The following is an 18,756-nucleotide window of genomic DNA, read 5'->3' as shown; positions in this document are numbered from 1 at the left end:
GCTACGTCGCTTCCGCGTCGGGATCGACGGCCGCCTCCGCCGTCTCGGACTCCGCGTCGCCGTCGCTTTCGTCGGGGGCCGAGGCGCTCTCGTCGACCTCGTCGCCTTCGTCACCGGCGGCGTCGCCGTCGGGAGCGACCTCATCGCCGTCCGGGTCGGCCTCCTCGCCGTCGTCGCTCTCAGCGCCGTCGATGTCAGCGTCGACCCCGTCGCCGCCGCTTTCTGCGTCCGCTCCGGTTCCCCCCGCCGCGTCGTCATCGCTCTCGGTCGACTCCGCGTCCTCGGCCTCGCTCCCGGTCTCCTGAACCAGCTTCATCTCGCCGCGAGCGCGGAGCGAGCCGTCGATCTCGGCGCCGTCGTGGACCACGAGGTCGCCGGCCGAGACGTCGCCGCGCACGTGTGCTCCCGCTTCGATGGTGACCGTCCCGCCGCGCGTGGTGACGTCGCCGTGGATGACCGTGTCGGCGCCGATCGTGATCCCCTCGCGGGCGCGGAGGGAGCCGAACACCTCGTTGCGCTCGCCGACGCGCACGGACTCGGCGCGGAGGTTCCCGTGGATCCGGCAGTCGTCGCCGACCGTCGCGGGCGTCGAGACGCGCCACGCGTCGTCGGAGATCTCCGCGCCGCGCGGGACCAGCAGGGGGTCGCGCACGTCGTCGCCGTCCGCGAGCGCCTCCGCGAGCTCGTCGGCCGCGTCGGTCTCGCCGACGCGCAGGAGCTGCGAGAGGACGATGAAGTAGAAGACGATGGTGGGGACGGGGTTCCGGATGACGATCCAGCCGTTCGCCTCGAACCCCTCCTCGATCGACACGTCGTCGCCGATGTCGAGGTCGCCGGAGACCATCAGCCGGCCGGTGACGGTGACGCGCTCGCCGAGGTACGCGTCCTCGCCGACGAGCACGTTGCCGTCGACGGTACACCAGGTGTCGAGCCGGCAGTCGCCCTCGGCCTCGATGTCGTTTCCGACGCGCACGCGCTCCCCGATGGCGACGTTGCGCCCGCGGAGTCCGAACTCCACCGTCGACTGCCCGCCGACGAGCACGTCGCCGTCGACGACGAGGTCGTGCTCCTCGACGGTGGTCCCGGACGGGACGGCGAGCTCCTCTATCGGACCGTCTCCTCGCAGCGACACACCGGGAGCACTCCCTCCGCGATTATAAACCGTGTGGGGCGTCGGACGCGCGTCGGACGCCAATGCGGCTCGGGATCGAGTCGCCGCGCTCCCGAGGCCAGGCCACTACCCTTTTCAGTTCGGGACCGGAGACTCAGGTATGGGATTCGGGTCGTACGACGAGAGCGAACAGAAGGACCAGGACGTAGACACCGACGACGAGGGCGCCGTGAACGTCCACGAGCACGACCACGATGGCGATGTCTCCATCGAGGGCGGCGCCTCGACCGACGACCTTGTCGGGCGCCTCTCGGACATGAAAGACGACGACGCCGACGAGTAGACCGCTCGTCCGGGTCGGCGACCCGGCCGTGCCACGCTCCTTTTATCCGATCGCCGCCTACGACGCCACATGAGCACCGACCTGACGTTCACCGACGACGGCGTCGACGTCGTCTACGAGGGGACCGAGTTCGAGCTGGAGAAGGACCTGATCGAGGAGGCGACCGGCAAGGGATTTCGCGACGTGACCGACCACGAGGTCCTCCGGATCGTCGCCGAGGAACCCGATCTGGACGGCGAGCCGGTGCGGATCGGCGACGTGTTATAGGCCGACTCCCCGAAGCGGTACGATTTTACCCTCCGACCGGGTGTGCCGGGGTATGAACCCCCGAGACGCGCTCGCGACGCTCACGGATTCGAAGCGCGGCGCCGCGTTCGTCGGGTTGCTGATCGTCGTCGCCGCCGTCGGCGGCGCGTTCGCGCTCGGGATACTCGGCGTGCCGAGCGTCGCGGCCGTGGACAACACCTTCGGAAACGTGACCGACGAGACGACCGAGGTCAAGACGGACCTCGTCGTCTCGAACCCGAACCCGATCGGGGTCGGACTCGACGGCGTCTCGGCGAACTACACCGTCTCGATGAACGACATCGAGATGGCGCGGGGCGGTCGCGATGGCGTCTCCGTCGGCACCGGGAACTCCACGGTCCCCCTCGAGACCGACCTCCGGAACGACGCGATCCCGTCCTGGTGGGTCAGCCACGTCCGGAACGACGAACGCACGACCGTCGACATCGACGCGAACGTCACCTCGGGGCTCCTCGGTCGGAGCGTGGAGTTCAGTCAGGGCCGCGAGGTCACGACCGATCTGCTCGGCGCGTTCAACTCCGAGGAGACCCGACCGGCGAACGCCGACAGCGCGCTGACCGACGACCCGATCCTCTACGTCAACGAGACGCGGGGCGCGTGGGGGAGCGTCAGCGAGGCCGAGACGCCGATCGACATGGCGTTCACCGTCTACAACCCGAACCTCGAACCGTACGTCGTCACCGAGATCGGCTACGACGTCACGATGAACGGGGTCGAGATGGCGTCGGGACGGACCGAGGAGGGGTACGTGATCGAACCGCGCGGCACCGAGACGATCGCGTTCACGACCGCGCTCCGGAACGCCCGGCTCGACGAGTGGTGGGTCACGCACCTCGACAAGGACGTTCGCGGTCACCAGGTGAGCGGCCTCCGGATCGACTTCTACGCGGTCGTCGAGCTACCGACCAGCCAGGCGGTCACCGTCCCCCTCGACGAACTGACGTACGAGGAGACGATCGAGACCGACATCTTCGACGAGGGCGACGACGTGCGGGACTCGGACGGCTCCGCCGACGGTGAGAACTCCCAAGACGGCGCCACCGACGATGGCTCCGAGACCGGCGATGGCCCCGGAGGCGGAGGGAACGAGACAGACGACGGGACCACCACTGACGGGGAGTCCACGACCGACGGGACCACCGACGGAGGCGCTACCGACGGGGGAACGGACGACAACACTACGGGCGACGGAACGGACGACGGCGACGATGGAGTGCTCCCGCTGTAACGGGGCCCCGGACGCCGTTCGACCGGAACTCCGGTCCCTCAGTCCGCGGCGTCCCGGACGCCCGACTCACCGTCCGACAGCGTCTCGGGGAGCTCGCCGTCGTATCCCTCCGGCACGTACGGACAGAGGGGGTCGCTTCCGAGGGGATCCCCCGTCGCCGCGAACGCGCGGGAGCGGCTCCCCCCGCAGACGTGCCGGAATTCGCAGGCGCCGCACTTCCCCGCGAACTCGTCCGGCTCTCGGAGCGATTCGAACAGCTCCGTATTCCGATAGATATCGACGACGGATCGGTCACGGACGTTGCCGGCCGACTTCGGGAGGAACCCGGACGGGTACGTCTCACCGGTGTGGCTGACGAAGGCGAATCCGCGGCCGGCCGTGACGCCGCCGCGCCGGCGAACGCCGGTCTCGTCGCCGCCGCGCTGGAGGCCGACCCTGCGATAAAAGGGCGCCTCGGTGGTCTTGACGCCGAACCGCTCGGCCTCGGCGACGTCGTGGAGCCACTCCATCACGGTCTCGGCCCGCTGCGGGGAGACCGGGTCGAGGATCCGCCCGCGTCCGACGGGGACGAGGAAGAAGACGCTCCATAGCACCGCACCGAGCTCTCGGACCCGGTCCCGGATCGCCGGCAGTTCGTCAACGGTCTCCGCGCAGACGGTGGTGTTGACCTGCAGCGGGATCCCCGCCTCGCGGGCCGCCCGCGCCGCGGTCAGCGTGTCCGCGAAGCTCTCCTCGCCGCGGAACCGGTCGTGGCGCTCGCGGGTCGCCCCGTCGAGGCTGAGGGCCATCCGCCGGATCCCGGCGTCGGCGAGCGCCGCGACGCGGTCCGGGGTCAGCGACGCCGTCCCGCTCGGCGTGATCGTCATCCGGTGGCCAAGCCCGTCGCCGTACGCCACCAGCTCGGTGAGGTCCTCGCGGGCGAGCGGGTCGCCTCCGGACAGGACGACCAGCTGTCCGTCGCCGAACGCCGCGGCGTCGTCGAGGAGCCGCTTCCCCTCGGCCGTCGTCAGCTCGTCCGGGTGGCGCTTCGGCTTCGCGTCGGCCCGACAGTGACGGCAGGCGAGGCCGCACGCCTGCGTCACCTCCCAGATCAGAACGAGGGGACGGCGGTCCGCGTCGAAGTCGTCGAGCATGTGCTCCCGTCGGAGTAGGACCCGGACCCCCTTGTCCGACACCCCGAACGTGTTCAGGGAAGGTCACCCCCGTCGGACGCGGGTCGAACCCGCCGCCCGCCCTCGATCCCGCTTGATGGCGTCCGGACGTCGGTCCTATCCGATTGCGCCCCGATCCGATTGCGCCCCGATCCGATTGCGCCCCTATTCGACTGCGCTCCGGATCTCGCGGACGAGCCGCAGCACCGACCGCCACTGGTCGATCGATCCGGGGACCGCGTCGCCCGACCCGCCGCCGCGCTCGGCGATCGCGGTCTGGACCGCTCGCGGGTCGCTGACCCGCCGGAACTCCAGGTCGGGACCGCCGGCGACCTCGATCACGACCGTTCCGTATCCGAACGCGGACCCGGTGATCGACTGGTTGTACGCGGTGTTCTGCACCTTTTCGAGGCCGACCCGCCTGACGGTCAGCCCGAGTACGCCGCGCTTGGCCCACAGGGCCCGGTCCGTGAGTAGGAAGCGGGTCCGTCGCACTCGGAGCACCGCCCACGCGGCGATTCCGATCCCGATGACGACTCCCGCGACGAGCCGCGGGTCCACGGTCGCCGCGGCCGCGACCGCGAGCGCACTCACTACGCCCCCGACGACGGCCTCGGGGAGCGCCGCCGAGAGCCGCGGTCGGCCTCGCCAGACGACGCGTTCGTCGTCGCGCCGATACCACCAGTCGTCGCTCATGGCTCGTCCGCCGACGATTGCTCGGCCGTCGCGTCGTCGACGGTCGACGGCGTGCGCTCGGCGAGTTCTGCCTCGTCCCGCGCGCTCTCGGAGCCGTCGGTCACCGCCTGCCGGATCGCGGTGAGCTCCCGGAGGATCTCGTTCAGCACGTGCTCCTCGGCCGCCGCGCCTCGGTCGCTCCCCTGTCGGCGGTCGACCTCTCTCGCGATCAGCTCTTGGACCGACGCCGGGTCCGGAATGCTCCTGAACTGCAGCTCGACGCCCGAGCCGCCGGCCGTGCTGACGTCGACCGAGCCGTACCCGAACGACGACCCCAGCGCCGACTGGCTGTAGGAGATGTTCTGCACCTTGTCGAACCCGATCTGCTGGACGTCACGAGAGAGGATACCTCGCTTGCTGTAGAGCCCCCGATCCGTCACGACGTAGTTCGTGTTCCGGTATTGGAGGTACGCCGCCGCGAGGATCGGGATGCCGATGAGGACGAGCGAGAGCGGAATCCCGACGATGAACGCGGGGACGACGCTGTACTTGTGCGGCGTGCTCGCCCACAGGATCGATTCGTCGTCTTCGAGCGTGAGCCAGTCCAAGTCGATATCCGCGGTGTCGGACGAACCGCCGTTCGATGCGTCCCGGAGGGCCATATCGGACATGCGAGACCCGATAGACGGGCGAGTCAGAAAACCGTACCGACGGCCGCTCGGAAGGCGTCTCGCCGGATCGGACCATCCTCCCGTCCCTCCGGCCGCGGCGGCCGGAACGACGCCCCGATCGTCGGAGGCACTGGTATCGCCCCACACGCCCCGTTACGCCGGTCGATCGCAGATGCGTTACGTCAAGTGATTTTCGACGCGAATCGCCACATTAGATATAGCGATATGCACTTTATCTGTTCGAATCACGACGTACATCCGTCGATACTAAAACGACGAAATTCTACTGAAGCTCGCGAACTAGTCCAATAACCGGTAGACGTTCGCTTCGTACGTCTCCCGGACTTGGTCGCCCCAGTTGTGCGTGTAGGTGTCGATCACGTCGTCGGCGACGTCGCCGCGCAGGTATTTGACCACGCCGCGGTCGCCGGTCCGGTCGCGAAGGTGCGTCGTGAAGAAGTGCCGGAAGTAGTGGGGCGTGACGTTCTCGGCGGCGCCGCCCCCGGTCCGGTACCAGCCCGCCTCGCGGGCGTACCGCTCGACGACGTGTCGCACCGCCTGCGGGTCGAGCCGCTCCCCCCATCCCTCCGCCGTGCCGACGAACAGGGGGTCCGCCGACGAGGGGCTGTCGGGTCGGATCGCCAGCCACCGTTTCAGCGTCCGGGCGAGCTCGTCGTCGACGGGGATCACCGTCCCGCGCTTCCGCTTGTTCGACGCCGTCCGTACCTCGCCGTTCAGCTCCTCGCCGACCGTCGCGTCAGGAGTCACGTACAGTGAATTCGGACGATCCGCGAGGATCGCTCGCGTGCCGAGGTCGTACGCGTCCCGGAGTTCCGCGTCGTCGACGGCGAGGTCGCGGAGGTCGAGGTTGCAACACTCCCCGACTCGCATCCCGGTCTTGAGCAACGTCACCACGAGAGCCCGATGGAGCGGGTGGCGGATCCCGGCAACGAACCCGCGCATCGCCGGCACGGAGATGTCGCGCCGAGCGGGGTCCTTGTCGACCGTCTCGTCCATCTCCTCCATCACGAGCGTCATGGGGTTCCCGTCGAAGACGCCGACCTCGGTCATATACCCGTAAAACCGGTGGAGGTAGGCGGCGTACGTCGCCACCGTGCTGTCCGCGACGTCGCCGCGCAGCGAGTGGACGAACGACATGCAGTCGCGGTGCGTGGCCGACGCGGGCGCCGTCTCCGGGCCGAGAAACGCCTCGAACCGGCGCAGAACGCGCTCGTAGGACTCGCGGGTGCGCTCCGTCTTCCCGTGGTACGTGAGATCGTCGATGAAGTAGCCGACCGGGTCCGAGACCTCGTCCGGCGCTCGGGCGCTACTCATCGGTGAGGGTGTACCCGCCTTTCCGCCCGTTGTACCGGACGCGGTTGCGGTCCTGTAACGCGTCGAGCGCGTCCTCCAACCGGTCCTCGAAATCCCCGACTACCGTCTCGACGAGTTCCTCCCACGAGAGCGGCCCGTCGGCGAGCCGGGTTTCCACCCTGGTTTCGAGGCTCTGACCCTTGGGGTCAGACCCGGTCGGATCCGGTTCGGCGGTCTTCTCGGATTCGACCGTCGAGAACCCCCGGCGACCGGCCTGTACCATGGTCCTGACGAACTCGCTCTGCGACATGTCGAGCTCGTCAGCGTGCTCTCGCCACCGATCCTTCTGCTCGGCGGGGACGTAGGTCTTCACCGAGCGGCGGTCGTCGCTCATCGTTCGCGTTCGACTTCTCGGGCCGCCGACTTCAATCTATCCCAGATCTCTGGATAAGTGACCTTATACTGATTTCTAGAGCGATATTTGGCCCGTTACGACATAGTTATCCGTATTTATAGAGCTCTGAGTTTGTCTTATAGTACCAGCAAACAGGATATAATATTATACCGTCGTCAAGAAATAGTCGTACGCCGGTGGTCAGAATACGCCACCCGACATCTCGTTAGAGCGGGCTCCCTCGATCCGTCGCGTCGCGATCCGCCTCGGTGGGCCGTGGTTCACTCTCTGTTTTGAGTTCCTCCTCGACGGATACGCCCTGCGGAGCGCACGGCGTCGCGTCGGCCGACTCGGCCATAACGCGTCTGGTCGACCGTGGCTTAGGGCGCTCTCCCAGCGTCCCGCCCGGACTCGGAACTTCCGCGCCGGCGGGATCGCTCTCGATACCGCGGTTCGCCTGCAACAAGTGTATCGTATGTCGCTATAGAAACTGTCGGGATCAGACTCGGATCTCGGAAGTCGCGTCGTCGACGTCGAGGGCGGCTATCGCGCGCTCGACTCGCGAGTCGCCTTCGGCCGCGTTCCGCATCAGGACGGTCTCGCTCGGGAAGAGGTGCTCTCCGACGACGAGACCGTGGTCGCGGGCGGTCGATCCGGTGACGGTGAGGTAGACGCCGAGGCCGTTTCGCGCGATGCCCGCTTCCTCCTCCTCGTCGGGATTCGGATAGACGAAGTCGATCCCGTCGAGCGCGTCCGTGCCGAGCACTGCCGTGACCAGCCGCTCGTACCGAGGCGAGATGCACAGCGGCCCCTCGTAGCCGGCGAGGAAGGCTCGGTCGAGGTCGGTCCCGGGGCGGAGGCGTTCGGGGCGAGCCATCAGCGTGTGGTAGACGGTGTCACCGAGCCCGTTGACCACCCGAACGTCGGTGTCGACGGGGTCGATCCGCTCGTTGACGTCGGCGATCTCGCCGAGCCCCTCCGGTCTGATTCCGACGACCTCCTCCAGAACGAGGTCCGCAGAGTCGAACCCGAGCGCGAACTCGTGGGTTCGGAGGGCGCGGAACGGCTCCTCGCGACCGACCAGCTTCAGTCTGACGTCGCCGAGATCGACCGTGGCGGCGTCGAAGACGATGCGGCGTGGCTTTCCGTCCCTGTCATCGCGCAGCAGCGTGAACTCCGGCTCCGTCGGGGCGTCCGGGTCGGAGTACTCGGCGAGCCGCTTGTAGGGGCCCTGGTCGGCCTCAACACGGTCCTTCGTGATCGCCTTCTCGTAGCGGAGCGTGTTGCTCACGCCGTCCGCGAGCCGTTCCAGCCGATCGTCGCGGCCGACGGCCGCGATCCGTTCGAGGACCGCTTCGAGGGGTCGGCCCTTCCGCGGGACGGCGACCGGTACCGGTTCGCTCATTACCCGAGATGGGTCGTGACGGGTGAAACGGGTTGCGCTTTCCGTCGGGAGGACCGACCCTCCCGTCCGACGTGCTCGCGATAAAGAGAAATTCTACCGAGACGCCGTCTACGGCCCGAACGCCTCGTTGAGTCGCTCCCGGAACGCCTCCAGCTCTTCCAAGTGGTCGTTGATGTCGTCGAGTTCGGCCTCGACGTCGTCGAGGTCCTCCCCGAGCCGGTCCTCGATCTCGGTCAGCCGGGTGTCGACCTCCGCGAGGTCGTCCCAGAGGTCGTCGAACTCCTCGTCGAAGCGACCCAGTCGGGACTCCACGTCCTCGACGCGGTCCGCCGTCGACTCGGCCGCGGCCGCGGCGTCGTCGACCTCCTCGTACAGCGTCTCGATATCGTCGTCGACGTCGTCGAGCGCCTCGTCGAGCGCGGCCGTCTCCTCGTCGATCCGCGAGACGTCGTCGGTCACGTCCCCGACCGTCGCCTCCACGTCGTCGACGGCGTCTTCGACCCCGTCCACGCGGTCGCTGACGCCGTCGACGCGCTCCGTGACGGCGTCGACCTCCGTCGAGACCGCGTCGACCGAGTCGTCGACTCCGGAGACCGTCTCGCGCAGGTCCTCGCGGTCGGCGTCGGCCGTGTCGACCCGCTCGTCCAGGGCGTCCATCTCGGACTCGACGCGCTCGACCTTTCTGTCGAGCTCGTCGAGGATCTCCCGGGCCGTGCCCTCGCCGTCGATGAACTCCGCGAGCGCGTCGGCGTACGCCTCGATGTCGGCGACGCTCGACTGGAGGCGAGCGATGCGGACGTCCACGCTGCGCGGAACGCCGGCATCGAGCTCCTCGCTGAGGGTGTCGAGGTCCTCCTCCGCGACTTCACCGGCGCGGATCTCGGCCGCCAGCGCGGCCGCGATGCCGTCTTCGGGGACGGCCCCCGGCTCGGAGCCGGCGGCGGGCGGACCGCTCCGTCGGTCCTCGGCTTCGCCGGTCTCCGACTCCTCGCCGGTCTCGTCCTCGCCGTCGGCGCCAGCGTCCTCGGCAGTCTCGGACACCGGTTCCGACTCGTCCGCTGCCTCCTCGCTCTCACCGGTATCGTCGTCCTCCGGGGCTTCTGTCGACTTCCCGGACTCGTCGTCACGGACCGTGACCGCCGGGGTGCCGACCGCGGAGACTGTTCGCGGCTCGGGGGCGGCGGTCTCGTCGTCGCTCTCGGCGGCCGGTGCGTCCCCCGCGTCGGCCGTCGCCGCTGCCGGCGTCTCAGCGTCGACTTCCGCGTCGGCCTCCGCCTCGGCGACATCCGCGGACGCCCCCGTCTCGCTCGCCTCGGCGACCGGGTCCTCCATCCCGGGAAGGGTGGCGCGGTCGCCGGAGAGCACCTCCCTGACGGCGTCGGTGTCGCCGGTGCCGAGGACGTCTTCTATCTCCTCGTCGACCGGGACGTGCTCGATGACGGGCGTGCCGAGGAACCCGTCGAGGTCCGGGTCGTCGTCGCGGATCCCATACACGGTCTCGACGGTGTCGCCCGGGTCGAGCACGCGCTCGAACTCGACGCGGTGGTCCTTGTACGCCGTCCAGTTCTCGCTCTCGTACTCCGGGTGGAACCCGATGCGGTCCATCGGGAACGACTCCGGGATGCGGTCGACGATCCGCACCCGGACCGGGTCGTCGCGGGTCGAGGAGAGCTCGTAGGTGACCGCGGGCACGGGGAACGCGTCGTCGGTGAAGGACTTCTCGACGCGAATACCGTCCTCGTCGACGGTCGTCGTCGCTTCTGCCGTCCGTTCGCTCATACGGAGACCCTCCCGGAGCAGGGGCTTAAATTCCACGGGCCGCGTTTCGGCGCTGATAACCACCGCCGGCCCGAGGTCAGGGGACTCGACCGCCGAGATCGGACCGGCTACAGGTCGATCCGGTCACCGATCTCGACGATATCCAGCCGGTTCGGGTGGTCGAAGCTCCGCACGTGCTCGTGGAGCGCGGTCGGGTCCGCCGTCAGCCCCTTCCACATGTCCCAGTGCGTCGGGACGAGCCGGTCCAGTTCGAGGTCGTTCGCGGCCTTCGCGACCTCGTTCTCGTCGCTGTACCACTTCGTGCGGACCGGCTCGCCCGTCTCCTTGTCGGGGACGTTGCCGACGGACCCGAACGCCAGGATTCCGAGGTCGACGTCGAACTCGTCGGCGAGCCCCGGGAACGACGCCGCGGGCTTGCTGTCCCCGGCGTGGAAGACGGTGCCGGCGTCGTGTTCGATCACGTACCCGACCGGATGTGTGGCGTCCGGGTCGTGCGTCTCGACGACGTGAACCGCGAACTCGCCGATCCGCAGTTCGTCGCCCTCGGTCACCTCCAGGAAGGCCTCCTCGTCGACGTCCCACTCGTCGGTCCACCGTTCCTCCTCGCGCGCGACCGCGAGCGAGTCGTCGGGCGCGACGAAGTCGGCGTCGGTGTTCGCGAGGATCGGCGCCTGCGAGGGCCCGTGGACGTGGTCCGTGTGCTCGTGGGTCGCGAGCACCGCGTCCGCCTCGTCGACGTCGGCCGGGTCGAACGGGACCGGGATCATCCGGACCGTCCGGGGCGGGTCGCCCGTCCCCGCGTACGGGTCGATCCAGAGGACGGTGCCCTCGCTGCCCTTGATCGCGAAGCCGTTACAGCCCAGGTACCACAGCGCAACCGTGTCGGGGTCGGCGCCGGCCACCGCGCGCGGCAGCCAGTCGCCCCAGTCGGAGTCGGCCATGCCGGTCGTTGCGGCGGCGCGCCGGGTAACGATTCCGGAGTGGCTGCGAATTCCCGGATCGAGACGCGGATTATGTCTTCTATCAGACGACTCGATTCCGTCCGAATCCGCACAGGTATACTGTATATCGCTATACCGAATATGCGGACGATCGAGATCGACGATCTACCGCGAGAGGCGCTCGGCGGTGGGTTCAGCCGATGCCGGGAGCCGATCAGCCGCGGAAGAGCTTCACGACCTCGTCGGCGACCCCCGACTCGACGGCGAGGATGTACCGCTCCGAGGGCTCAAGCATCGTCTCCGGACCGGCGAGCGCCTCCCGGTCCGCGGTCGAGATGAGGAGGCTCCCCGTCGGGAGCGCGACCTCGTCGAGCCGGTGCCCCGCCACTGGGGCCGACTCGGTGACGGTGAGCTCGATGATGTCGAGCTCCGCGGTGGGGAACACGAGCGTCCGGATCCCCTCGCCGGTGAGCATGTCGGCCGCGTGGTCGCCGCCGAGCGACGTCGGGATCAGCGTGGCGTCGACGACCTCGTCGCGTCCCTCCTCGGTCCGGGCCTCCGACCGGGCGAGCGTCCGGATCGACGGTGCGAGGTGGTGCGCCGTCATACAGACCTCCATGTTCGTCCCCGTCTCGTCGGTGAGGGCGGCGATGGCGTCGGCGCCGGCGAGGTCCGCCTGTTTGAGGATCGACACGCGCGTGGCGTCGCCGTGGATGACCGGTCCAAGGTACGCGTCCGACAGTTCCTCGACGCGCTCCCCGTCGGCCTCGATCAGCACCACGTCGTGACCGCGGTCCGTGAGGTTCTCGGCCGCCTGCAGCCCGACGCGTCCGCCGCCCGCGATGACGAACCGCTTCGTCCGGGTCATCGGGGCGGCTCTCGGTCAGCGCCGGTCTCGATTCGCCTCGGACTCCGATGCGTCCGGTACATCGGTTTCGAGCCTCGTCCGCCGATCGGATAAAACGTTATGAGAGTTCATCACAATTACTGACACAGCAAAATCAACCCGGCAAATGAAGTGTTTGCACAATCCCCGCTTCAACTGGACGATGGACGACACAGGAAACGAACGATCCGATCGATGAGTGGAAGTCAGACTCGGTCTCCCGAGGCCGAGCTCGGTCTGCTCGACGCGACGATGATCGGTATGGGGGCGATGATCGGTGCCGGCATCTTCGTGTTGACCGGGCTGGCAGCCGAGATCGCCGGCCCGGCCGCGATCGTCGTCTTCGCGCTGAACGGGGTCGTCACCGCGTTCACCGGGCTGTCGTACGCCGAGCTCGCGAGTTCGATACCCAAGAGCGGCGGCGGGTACGCCTTCGTCCGGGAGATCTTCGACGACCTCTCGTCGTTCATCATGGGCTGGATGCTCTGGTTCGCGTACATGATCGCGGGAGCGCTGTACGCGCTGGGCTTCGCCCCGAACTTCCTGGAGCTGTTACACGTCTACCGGATCGTCCCGCCGCCGGGAGAGGTCGGCGCGGTCGCTCTCCCGGTCGTCGACGCGGCGCTCCCCGTCGGCTTCCTGCTGGCGTTCGTCGCGGTGCTGGGCCTAGTAGCGCTCAACGCGGTCTCGACCGCGGCCAGCGGGAGCGCCGAGACCGTGTTCACGATCATCAAGGTGTCCATCCTGGTTGTGTTCGTCGCCTTCGGGCTGGCGTCGCCGATGTTCTCCGGGGCGGAGTTCCAGCCGCTGTTCCCGGAGGGGAGCGGGGCGGGCGCGGTCCTGCCGGCGATGGGGCTCACGTTCATCGCCTTCGAGGGGTACGACCTCATCACTACCGTCACGGAGGAGGTGGAGAACCCCCGCGAGAACATCCCGAAGGCGATCTTCGTGAGCCTCGCGGTGACCGTCGTCGTCTACCTGGCCGTCGTCGCCGTCGCCATCGGGACGCTCGGCGCGAGCGGGCTCGCGGAGGCGGGCGAGGCCGGCATCGCCGCGGCCGCGACCTCCTTTATGCCCACGGACCTGCCGATCATCCGGAACGGCGGCGCGCTCGTCGTCTTCGGAGCGGTGTTCTCGACGCTGACCGCGCTGAACGCGGTCGTGATCGCCTCCTCGCGGGTCGCGTTCTCGATGGGACGCGAGGGGCAACTCCTGCCCTCGTTCGGGCAGATCCACCACCGCTACGGGACGCCGTTCGTCGCGATCCTCGCCAGCGCGGTGGTGATGCTCGGCTCCGTCGCGCTCCCGACCCAGAGCGCCGGCAACATGTCGAGCCTCTTCTTCCTGCTGTCGTTCGTCATCGTCAACGTCGCCGCGATCAGGCTCCGCCGCGAGCGCCCGAACATGTACCGCCCCTACGAGATGCCCTTCTACCCGGCGCCGCCGCTGATCGGGATCGCGCTCAACCTCGTCCTGACCGGGGTGCTCGTGGAGTATCTGCTGCGGACGGATCCGCTGGCGCTGGGGCTCAGCGCGGCGTGGATCCTGCTCGGCGGCGTCGCGTACCTCGCGCTGAACCGGTTCCGCGCGGAGGCGGAGACCGGCGCCGCGGCGGCCGACACCGAAATCACCCCGGAGGCTGAAGAGTAACCCATGACCAGTTCACTCGACGTCGTGATCGCGGGCGGCGGACGCGTCGGCTTCCAGACGGCGGAGATCCTCGCGGACCGCGGCCACGAGGTGACGATCATCGAACGCGACGAGCGGATCGTCTCCGAGATCGCCGACGAGTGGGTCGCGACCGTCATCCGCGGCGACGCGACCAACCCGGACATCATCGAACAGGCGGGCATCGAGCGGGCCGACGTGATCGCGTCGCTCACCGGCGAGACGGGACTGAACCTCGCCGTCTGTCTGGCCGCGACGGAGCTGTCACCGGAGATCCGAACGGTCGCCCGGATCGACCGCGCCGCCGGCGAGGCGTACACGCGGTTCGTCGACGCGGTGCTGTTCCCCGAGCGCGCCGGTGCCCGCGTGGCGGCCAACGAGGTGGTGGGTAGCGACGTCCAGACGCTGGCGGACGTGACGGGCGACCTCGACATCATGCTGATCCGCGTCGCCGAGGGCGCGCCGGCCGCGGGGAAGTCGCTCACCGAGGTCCGCTTCCCGGCCGGCGCGATCGTCGTCTCCGACGCCGACGGCCACCGGGTCGCCCGTCCGGACACGACCCTGACGCCGGGGGAGCGCTACGTCGTCGCCGTCGAGTCCGAGGTCGCCGACGAAGTGATGAACCTGATGCAGGGGTAGCGTCCGGGGGTCGGAAGCGAACCCGACCGCGACGCCCTCACTCGCCGCCGACCGCCCACTCGGCGTCGAGTTCGCGGTGCGTGAACGGGAGCGCGTCCTCGCCGCTGTAGCTCGCGACGAGGTGCCCGTCGCCTTCCAGGTAGTACTTGTAGGTGGTGAGCCCCTCCAGCCCGACCGGGCCGCGCGCGTGGACCTTCCCGGTCGAGATGCCGACCTCGGCGCCGAGGCCGTAGCGGTAGCCGTCGGCGAAGCGCGTCGAGGCGTTGTGGAAGACGCTCGCGGCGTCGATCCCGGTCATGAACGCGTCGGCGGTCGCCCGGTCCTCCGTCACGATGGACTCGGTGTGTTTCGAGCCGTGCGCGTTGACGTGTTCGACCGCCTCGTAGGCGTCGCCGACGAGCTTGATCGACAGTTCGAGGTCGCCGTACTCGGTGTCCCAGTCGTCGTCCGTCGCCGCGCCGACGTCGACGATCTCGCGGGTCGCGGCGTCGCCGCGGAGCTCGACGCCCGCCTCCTCGTAGCGGTCGACGAGGTCGGGCAGGAGATCGGGCGCGATCGACTCGTTCACGAGCAGCGTCTCGACCGCGTTGCAGACGGCCGGGTACTGGACCTTCGCGTCGAAGGCGACGTCGGCGGCCATATCCACGTCAGCGTCGTCGTCGACGTAGACGTGACAGACGCCCTCCGTGTGGCCGAGCACCGGGATCTGCGTGTTGTCCTGGATGTACGAGACGAACTCCGAGGAGCCCCGCGGCATCACCAGGTCGACCGCGTCGTCGCGTTCGAGGAGGCGGTCGACCTCCTCGTGGGCCTCGACGAGCCCCGCCCAGCCGTCGGGCAGGTCCGCGGTCGCCTCGCGGATCACGCGGTGGAGGACGCGGTTCGACTCGCTCGCCTCGCTGCCGCCCTTGAGGATGACGGCGTTACCCGACTTCAGCGCGAGCGCCGCGATCTGGACGAGCGCGTCCGGCCGCGATTCGAAGACGGTCGCGACCACGCCGATGGGCACCGAGACGCGGAACAGCTCCAGCCCCTCGTCGAGCTCGCGGGCCGCGAGCGTCCGGCCGAGGGGGTCCTCCTGCTCGGCGACGGATTCAACCATCCCGGCGATGTCGTCGAGCTTCGCCGCGTCGAGCTTCAGGCGGTCGACGAGCGCCTGCGAGTACTCGCCGCGCGCCAGCATCTCCTCGGCCGCCTCGACGTCCCGCGCGTTCGCGTCGAGGATCGCCGCCTCGTTCGCGCGAAGCGCGTCGGCGATCGACCGGAGCGCGTCGTTCCGGGTCGCCTCGTCGGCGTTGGCGAGCCGCAGCGCGGCCCGCCCCGACTCCTCGATCAGTTCGTCCGTGTCCCGCTCGACCTCCGTCGTTTCACTCATTCGTCTCACCCGCTGTCGGCACGAATAGCGTGCCCGTCGGTTTAGCGGCTGCGATCCGCTCCAGCACGTCCCGTCTCTCTGACCCGGCGATGACGGCGGGCGCGCCGTGCTCCGCCACGTCGCGGGCGCCCTCGACCTTCGTCTGGATCCCGCCGAACTCGGAGGTCGTGCTCTCGCCGATGAGCTCCCGGACGGCGTCGTAGTTCGCGCCCACGGCCTCGATGAGCGTCGCGTCCGCGTCGCGCTTCGGATTCCCGGTGTAGACGCCGCCGACGTCGGTGAGCGTGACCAGGAGGTCGACGCCGAGCGCGATGGCGACCGAGGCCGACAGCATGTCGTTGTCGCCGATCCGCAGCTCGTCGGTCGCGACCGCGTCGTTCTCGTTGATGACGGGGACGACGCCCCACTCCAGGAGGGTCTCGACGGTGTTCGTGAAGTTGTCGAACCGCTCGGGGGTGTCGAGGTCGGCGCCGGTCACGAGGATCTGCGCGACCGGCTGGTCGTACCGGTCGAAGCTCTGCGTGTAGTGACGCATCAGGAGGCTCTGGCCGACCGTCGACAGCGCCTGGCTCTCCTCGATCTCGTCGCGCCCCTCGTCGACGTCGACCGCGGCGTTCCCGCCGCCGTTCCCGAGCCGGCCGATACCGGCGCCGACGGCCCCGGAGGAGACGAGGACGACCTCCTTGCCGCGACGGCGGAGGTCCATCACGTCGGCGACGAGCTTGTCGAGCTTCACGCGGTCGAGCCGCGACTCCGCGTCGGTGAGGGAGTTGGTGCCGGCCTTCACCACCACGCGGTCGGCCTCGGCGGCCGCGGTCCGCGTGCGCTCGACGGCCGCCGCGTCCACCGCCCCGGCGGCGACGCCGTCACTCGTCATCGAACGCCTCTGCGAGCTCCCGCGAGCGCTCCTCGGCCGCCGCGACGGCGTCGATCACCGCCTCGTCGGCGTCGCTGTCCCACAGGACCTCCATCCCCTCGATCGTCGTCCCGTTCGGCGAGCAGACCGCGTCGATGAGCTCGTCCACGGTGCGGTCGTCGCGGAGGACGGTCTCGGCCGCGCCCTTGAACGTCTGTGCCGCGAGCGTCTCGGCCTGCTCGGGGTCGAGCCCCCCGTCGATCCCGGCTTGCTTCACCGCGTCGATGAGGTAAAACGCGAAGGCGGGGCCGCTGCCGTTGACGGCGGTCGAGACGTCCATCAGCGACTCGCCGACCTCCACGAACTCGCCGGCGTCGTCGAGCATCGCGCGGACCCCGTCGGTGAGCCCTTCGTTCGTCGCCGCCGCCGCCATGTCGCCGGTCTCCGCCGCGAGGTTGGGCATGATCCGGACGACCGTCGCGGAGGTCCGCTCGGCGACGAAGTCGCGGGGGAGCCCCGCGGCCAGCGTCACGAGCTGCTGATCGGCGCTCAGATCGAGGTCGGCCAGCACGTGCTCGGCGACGTCGGGTTTCACGGCGAGGATGACGATGTCCGCGTCTCTCGCGGCCGCGACGTCGTCCGTCGTCTCGTCGGCGGCGTCCTCGATGCCGGCGAGCACGTCCGGGTCGATGTCGATCGCGGTCAGGTGATACGATCCGGTCCTCGCGAGGCCGCGCAGCAGGGCACCCCCCATGTTTCCGCAGCCGATGACGCTCACGCGTGTCATGTTACCTGCAGGGAGAACGCTCAGGGTCATACCAACTGCGGTTTCGGCGAGACCGCCGCCGGAGGCGCCCAGAGTGCTTCGGGCGGCCGAACGGGAGTCAGATCAGCCGCTCGTACAGCGATCGGTACTCGGCCGCGATCGCGTCGAGGGAGAACGCCTCGCTGCGCGCGGCCGCGTTCGACCCCAGCCGCTCGCGGAGCGCTGGGTCCTCCAGCCGTCGGATCGCGTCGGCGAAGGCCGCGGTCTCCGAGTCGGCGCCGCCCGCCGAGTCGCCGTCGGCGGGGTCGACCTTGAGGCAGTCCGCCTCGTCGTCGAGCCACGAGAACGTCTCGATGTCGCGGACGACGACCGCCTTCCCGGCCGTCATCGCCTCCAGCAGCGCGATCCCCTCGTTCTCCTCGTGGGTCGGGAACAGGAACACGTCGCCCGCGGCGAACGCGCCCCGGATGTCGTCGACGAACCCGGTGAACGTGCAGTTGTCCGGCGACTCCTCGATGAGCCGCGTCGTCTCGCGGCCCTTCAACGAGAGGTCGAGCGGGCCGAACCACGCGAAGTCGATGTCCGGCAGCGCGCGGGCGAGGTCGACGAACGTCTCTAACCCCTTCCGCTTAATCACGTGGCCGACGAGGAAGACGGTCGGCGGGTCAAGGTCGTACCGCTCGCGGTACTCGGCTTCCAGCGACTCGAAGCCCGCCAGCTTCTCGCGGTCGACCCCGTTCGAGACGACGGTCGTCGGCCGGTCGGTGTACCCCTCGATCACGCCGCGGTTGTACTCGGAGGGGCAGACCAAGGCGTCGGCGAGGCCGTACGCGCGGCCGAGGTACGGTCTGAGCGGCTTCGCGAGCACATTTGTGAACCGGAAGCTGTCGCCGAAGTCCTCGGCGGTGACGTGGGTGTGCGCGACCACCGGGACGCCGCGGTCGCGCGCTCGCTTCGCGTACCACACCGATCGAGGGCCCATCAGGTTGCAGTGAAAGACGTCGGCGTCGAGGGTCGGTTCGGTCGTGTACGCGATCGACTCCCGGTCGAGCATCTTCCGCTGGTGGACGACCGACTCCCTGATGCCGCCCGTCACGTGGTCCTCGAACTCGAAGTAGTGACTGACCTTCATCGCGCGGTCGCGTCGGCGACCGCCGCGGTCGCGGCGGCGCGGGCGGCCGCCGACCGCCCGCTCACTCGACTTCCAGCCACGGGACCTCCATCAGCGGCGGGATGTGCGTCTCGATG

19 protein-coding genes are annotated in these 18,756 nt (G+C 69.2%); 5 read left to right on the top strand and 14 right to left on the bottom strand.

Features of this window, described 5'->3' with window-relative positions; genetic code table 11:
• Window position 1: 1 nt before the first annotated feature.
• Window positions 2-1,132 carry a polymer-forming cytoskeletal protein gene (locus SD626R_RS06655; protein ID WP_092564981.1) on the bottom strand — a complete coding sequence of 377 codons (1,131 nt, stop codon included), beginning with the start codon at window positions 1,130-1,132 and terminating at the stop codon, window positions 2-4.
• Between the two features lie 139 nt (window positions 1,133-1,271).
• On the opposite strand from SD626R_RS06655, the gene SD626R_RS06650 reads away from it, so the two are divergent.
• The 3 genes from SD626R_RS06650 (at window position 1,272) to SD626R_RS06640 (ending at window position 2,988) form a co-directional block, all read left to right on the top strand.
• Complete coding sequence (locus SD626R_RS06650; protein ID WP_092564979.1) at window positions 1,272-1,454, top strand: DUF5786 family protein; 183 nt, start codon at window positions 1,272-1,274, stop codon at window positions 1,452-1,454.
• A gap of 69 nt (window positions 1,455-1,523) precedes the next feature.
• Complete coding sequence (locus tag SD626R_RS06645) at window positions 1,524-1,721, top strand: DUF5800 family protein (RefSeq protein WP_092564977.1); 198 nt, start codon at window positions 1,524-1,526, stop codon at window positions 1,719-1,721.
• Window positions 1,722-1,773: 52 nt separating this feature from the next.
• A complete protein-coding gene (locus tag SD626R_RS06640; RefSeq protein WP_092564975.1) occupies window positions 1,774-2,988 on the top strand; it encodes an LEA/WHy family protein in 1,215 nt (404 codons plus the stop codon).
• 38 nt (window positions 2,989-3,026) lie between these two features.
• Here SD626R_RS06640 and SD626R_RS06635 read toward each other — a convergent pair whose 3' ends face one another.
• From SD626R_RS06635 to SD626R_RS06595, 9 genes are all read right to left on the bottom strand, one after another.
• Window positions 3,027-4,121, bottom strand: coding sequence for a radical SAM protein (locus SD626R_RS06635; RefSeq protein ID WP_092564973.1), 1,095 nt, complete (start codon window positions 4,119-4,121; stop codon window positions 3,027-3,029).
• Between the two features lie 183 nt (window positions 4,122-4,304).
• On the bottom strand, window positions 4,305-4,835 hold the full coding sequence (locus SD626R_RS06630) for a PH domain-containing protein (protein ID WP_092564971.1): 531 nt from the start codon (window positions 4,833-4,835) through the stop codon (window positions 4,305-4,307).
• Complete coding sequence (locus SD626R_RS06625) at window positions 4,832-5,485, bottom strand: PH domain-containing protein (RefSeq protein WP_092564969.1); 654 nt, start codon at window positions 5,483-5,485, stop codon at window positions 4,832-4,834. The genes SD626R_RS06630 and SD626R_RS06625 overlap by 4 nt, the downstream gene beginning before the upstream one ends.
• A gap of 300 nt (window positions 5,486-5,785) precedes the next feature.
• Entirely contained in the window at window positions 5,786-6,820 is a 1,035-nt protein-coding gene (locus SD626R_RS06620) for a tyrosine-type recombinase/integrase (RefSeq protein WP_092564967.1), read from the bottom strand.
• Entirely contained in the window at window positions 6,813-7,193 is a 381-nt protein-coding gene (locus SD626R_RS06615) for a DUF5805 domain-containing protein (RefSeq protein ID WP_092564965.1), read from the bottom strand. Before SD626R_RS06615 ends, SD626R_RS06620 begins: the two co-directional genes overlap by 8 nt.
• Window positions 7,194-7,692: 499 nt before the next feature.
• The gene (locus SD626R_RS06610) at window positions 7,693-8,598 is read right to left on the bottom strand and encodes a phosphoribosyltransferase HisG-related protein (RefSeq protein ID WP_092564963.1); all 906 of its coding nucleotides are present in this window, start codon (window positions 8,596-8,598) and stop codon (window positions 7,693-7,695) included.
• 108 nt (window positions 8,599-8,706) lie between these two features.
• Window positions 8,707-10,377: a hypothetical protein gene (locus SD626R_RS06605; RefSeq protein ID WP_092564961.1), complete on the bottom strand. Its 1,671-nt coding sequence runs from the start codon at window positions 10,375-10,377 to the stop codon at window positions 8,707-8,709.
• A 107-nt stretch (window positions 10,378-10,484) separates the two neighbouring features.
• Complete coding sequence (locus SD626R_RS06600) at window positions 10,485-11,318, bottom strand: MBL fold metallo-hydrolase (RefSeq protein ID WP_092564959.1); 834 nt, start codon at window positions 11,316-11,318, stop codon at window positions 10,485-10,487.
• A 214-nt stretch (window positions 11,319-11,532) separates the two neighbouring features.
• Complete coding sequence (locus tag SD626R_RS06595; RefSeq protein WP_092564958.1) at window positions 11,533-12,186, bottom strand: potassium channel family protein; 654 nt, start codon at window positions 12,184-12,186, stop codon at window positions 11,533-11,535.
• Between the two features lie 213 nt (window positions 12,187-12,399).
• Between SD626R_RS06595 and SD626R_RS06590 the strand changes: the two genes are divergently transcribed.
• Both SD626R_RS06590 and SD626R_RS06585 read left to right on the top strand, forming a co-directional pair.
• Window positions 12,400-13,854 (top strand): APC family permease, encoded by a 1,455-nt coding sequence (locus tag SD626R_RS06590; RefSeq protein WP_092564956.1) that lies wholly within the window; start codon window positions 12,400-12,402, stop codon window positions 13,852-13,854.
• A 3-nt stretch (window positions 13,855-13,857) separates the two neighbouring features.
• The gene (locus SD626R_RS06585) at window positions 13,858-14,511 is read left to right on the top strand and encodes a potassium channel family protein (protein WP_092564954.1); all 654 of its coding nucleotides are present in this window, start codon (window positions 13,858-13,860) and stop codon (window positions 14,509-14,511) included.
• A gap of 37 nt (window positions 14,512-14,548) precedes the next feature.
• Here SD626R_RS06585 and SD626R_RS06580 read toward each other — a convergent pair whose 3' ends face one another.
• The 4 genes from SD626R_RS06580 to SD626R_RS06565 form a co-directional block, all read right to left on the bottom strand.
• A complete protein-coding gene (locus SD626R_RS06580; protein ID WP_092564952.1) occupies window positions 14,549-15,886 on the bottom strand; it encodes a glutamate-5-semialdehyde dehydrogenase in 1,338 nt (445 codons plus the stop codon).
• On the bottom strand, window positions 15,879-16,763 hold the full coding sequence (gene proB, locus SD626R_RS06575; RefSeq protein ID WP_092564951.1) for a glutamate 5-kinase: 885 nt from the start codon (window positions 16,761-16,763) through the stop codon (window positions 15,879-15,881). Before proB ends, SD626R_RS06580 begins: the two co-directional genes overlap by 8 nt.
• Window positions 16,753-17,529: a pyrroline-5-carboxylate reductase gene (proC, locus tag SD626R_RS06570; RefSeq protein ID WP_092564950.1), complete on the bottom strand. Its 777-nt coding sequence runs from the start codon at window positions 17,527-17,529 to the stop codon at window positions 16,753-16,755. The genes proB and proC overlap by 11 nt, the downstream gene beginning before the upstream one ends.
• 97 nt (window positions 17,530-17,626) lie before the next feature.
• Complete coding sequence (locus SD626R_RS06565) at window positions 17,627-18,640, bottom strand: glycosyltransferase family 4 protein (RefSeq protein WP_092564949.1); 1,014 nt, start codon at window positions 18,638-18,640, stop codon at window positions 17,627-17,629.
• Between the last annotated feature and the right edge of the window lie 116 nt (window positions 18,641-18,756).

The sequence above is a fragment of the Halorubrum sp. SD626R genome (genome assembly GCF_001261915.1).
Lineage (GTDB): Archaea > Halobacteriota > Halobacteria > Halobacteriales > Haloferacaceae > Halorubrum.
The sequence above is the reverse complement of the archived record's forward strand: the minus strand, read 5'-3'. Positions and strand labels throughout refer to the sequence as shown.

What these genes read in the sequence shown, in the direction of transcription:
- SD626R_RS06635 (WP_092564973.1), bottom strand. Translation starts at nt 4,121, where the DNA reads ATGCTCGACGACTTCGACGCGGACCGCCGTCCCCTCGTTCTGATCTGG.
- SD626R_RS06605 (WP_092564961.1), bottom strand. Translation starts at nt 10,377, where the DNA reads ATGAGCGAACGGACGGCAGAAGCGACGACGACCGTCGACGAGGACGGT.
- SD626R_RS06630 (WP_092564971.1), bottom strand. Translation starts at nt 4,835, where the DNA reads ATGAGCGACGACTGGTGGTATCGGCGCGACGACGAACGCGTCGTCTGG.
- SD626R_RS06565 (WP_092564949.1), bottom strand. Translation starts at nt 18,640, where the DNA reads ATGAAGGTCAGTCACTACTTCGAGTTCGAGGACCACGTGACGGGCGGC.
- SD626R_RS06645 (WP_092564977.1), top strand. Translation starts at nt 1,524, where the DNA reads ATGAGCACCGACCTGACGTTCACCGACGACGGCGTCGACGTCGTCTAC.
- SD626R_RS06590 (WP_092564956.1), top strand. Translation starts at nt 12,400, where the DNA reads ATGAGTGGAAGTCAGACTCGGTCTCCCGAGGCCGAGCTCGGTCTGCTC.
- SD626R_RS06640 (WP_092564975.1), top strand. Translation starts at nt 1,774, where the DNA reads ATGAACCCCCGAGACGCGCTCGCGACGCTCACGGATTCGAAGCGCGGC.
- SD626R_RS06610 (WP_092564963.1), bottom strand. Translation starts at nt 8,598, where the DNA reads ATGAGCGAACCGGTACCGGTCGCCGTCCCGCGGAAGGGCCGACCCCTC.
- SD626R_RS06625 (WP_092564969.1), bottom strand. Translation starts at nt 5,485, where the DNA reads ATGTCCGATATGGCCCTCCGGGACGCATCGAACGGCGGTTCGTCCGAC.
- proB (WP_092564951.1), bottom strand. Translation starts at nt 16,763, where the DNA reads ATGACGAGTGACGGCGTCGCCGCCGGGGCGGTGGACGCGGCGGCCGTC.
- SD626R_RS06615 (WP_092564965.1), bottom strand. Translation starts at nt 7,193, where the DNA reads ATGAGCGACGACCGCCGCTCGGTGAAGACCTACGTCCCCGCCGAGCAG.
- SD626R_RS06580 (WP_092564952.1), bottom strand. Translation starts at nt 15,886, where the DNA reads ATGAGTGAAACGACGGAGGTCGAGCGGGACACGGACGAACTGATCGAG.
- proC (WP_092564950.1), bottom strand. Translation starts at nt 17,529, where the DNA reads ATGACACGCGTGAGCGTCATCGGCTGCGGAAACATGGGGGGTGCCCTG.
- SD626R_RS06595 (WP_092564958.1), bottom strand. Translation starts at nt 12,186, where the DNA reads ATGACCCGGACGAAGCGGTTCGTCATCGCGGGCGGCGGACGCGTCGGG.
- SD626R_RS06600 (WP_092564959.1), bottom strand. Translation starts at nt 11,318, where the DNA reads ATGGCCGACTCCGACTGGGGCGACTGGCTGCCGCGCGCGGTGGCCGGC.
- SD626R_RS06620 (WP_092564967.1), bottom strand. Translation starts at nt 6,820, where the DNA reads ATGAGTAGCGCCCGAGCGCCGGACGAGGTCTCGGACCCGGTCGGCTAC.
- SD626R_RS06585 (WP_092564954.1), top strand. Translation starts at nt 13,858, where the DNA reads ATGACCAGTTCACTCGACGTCGTGATCGCGGGCGGCGGACGCGTCGGC.
- SD626R_RS06650 (WP_092564979.1), top strand. Translation starts at nt 1,272, where the DNA reads ATGGGATTCGGGTCGTACGACGAGAGCGAACAGAAGGACCAGGACGTA.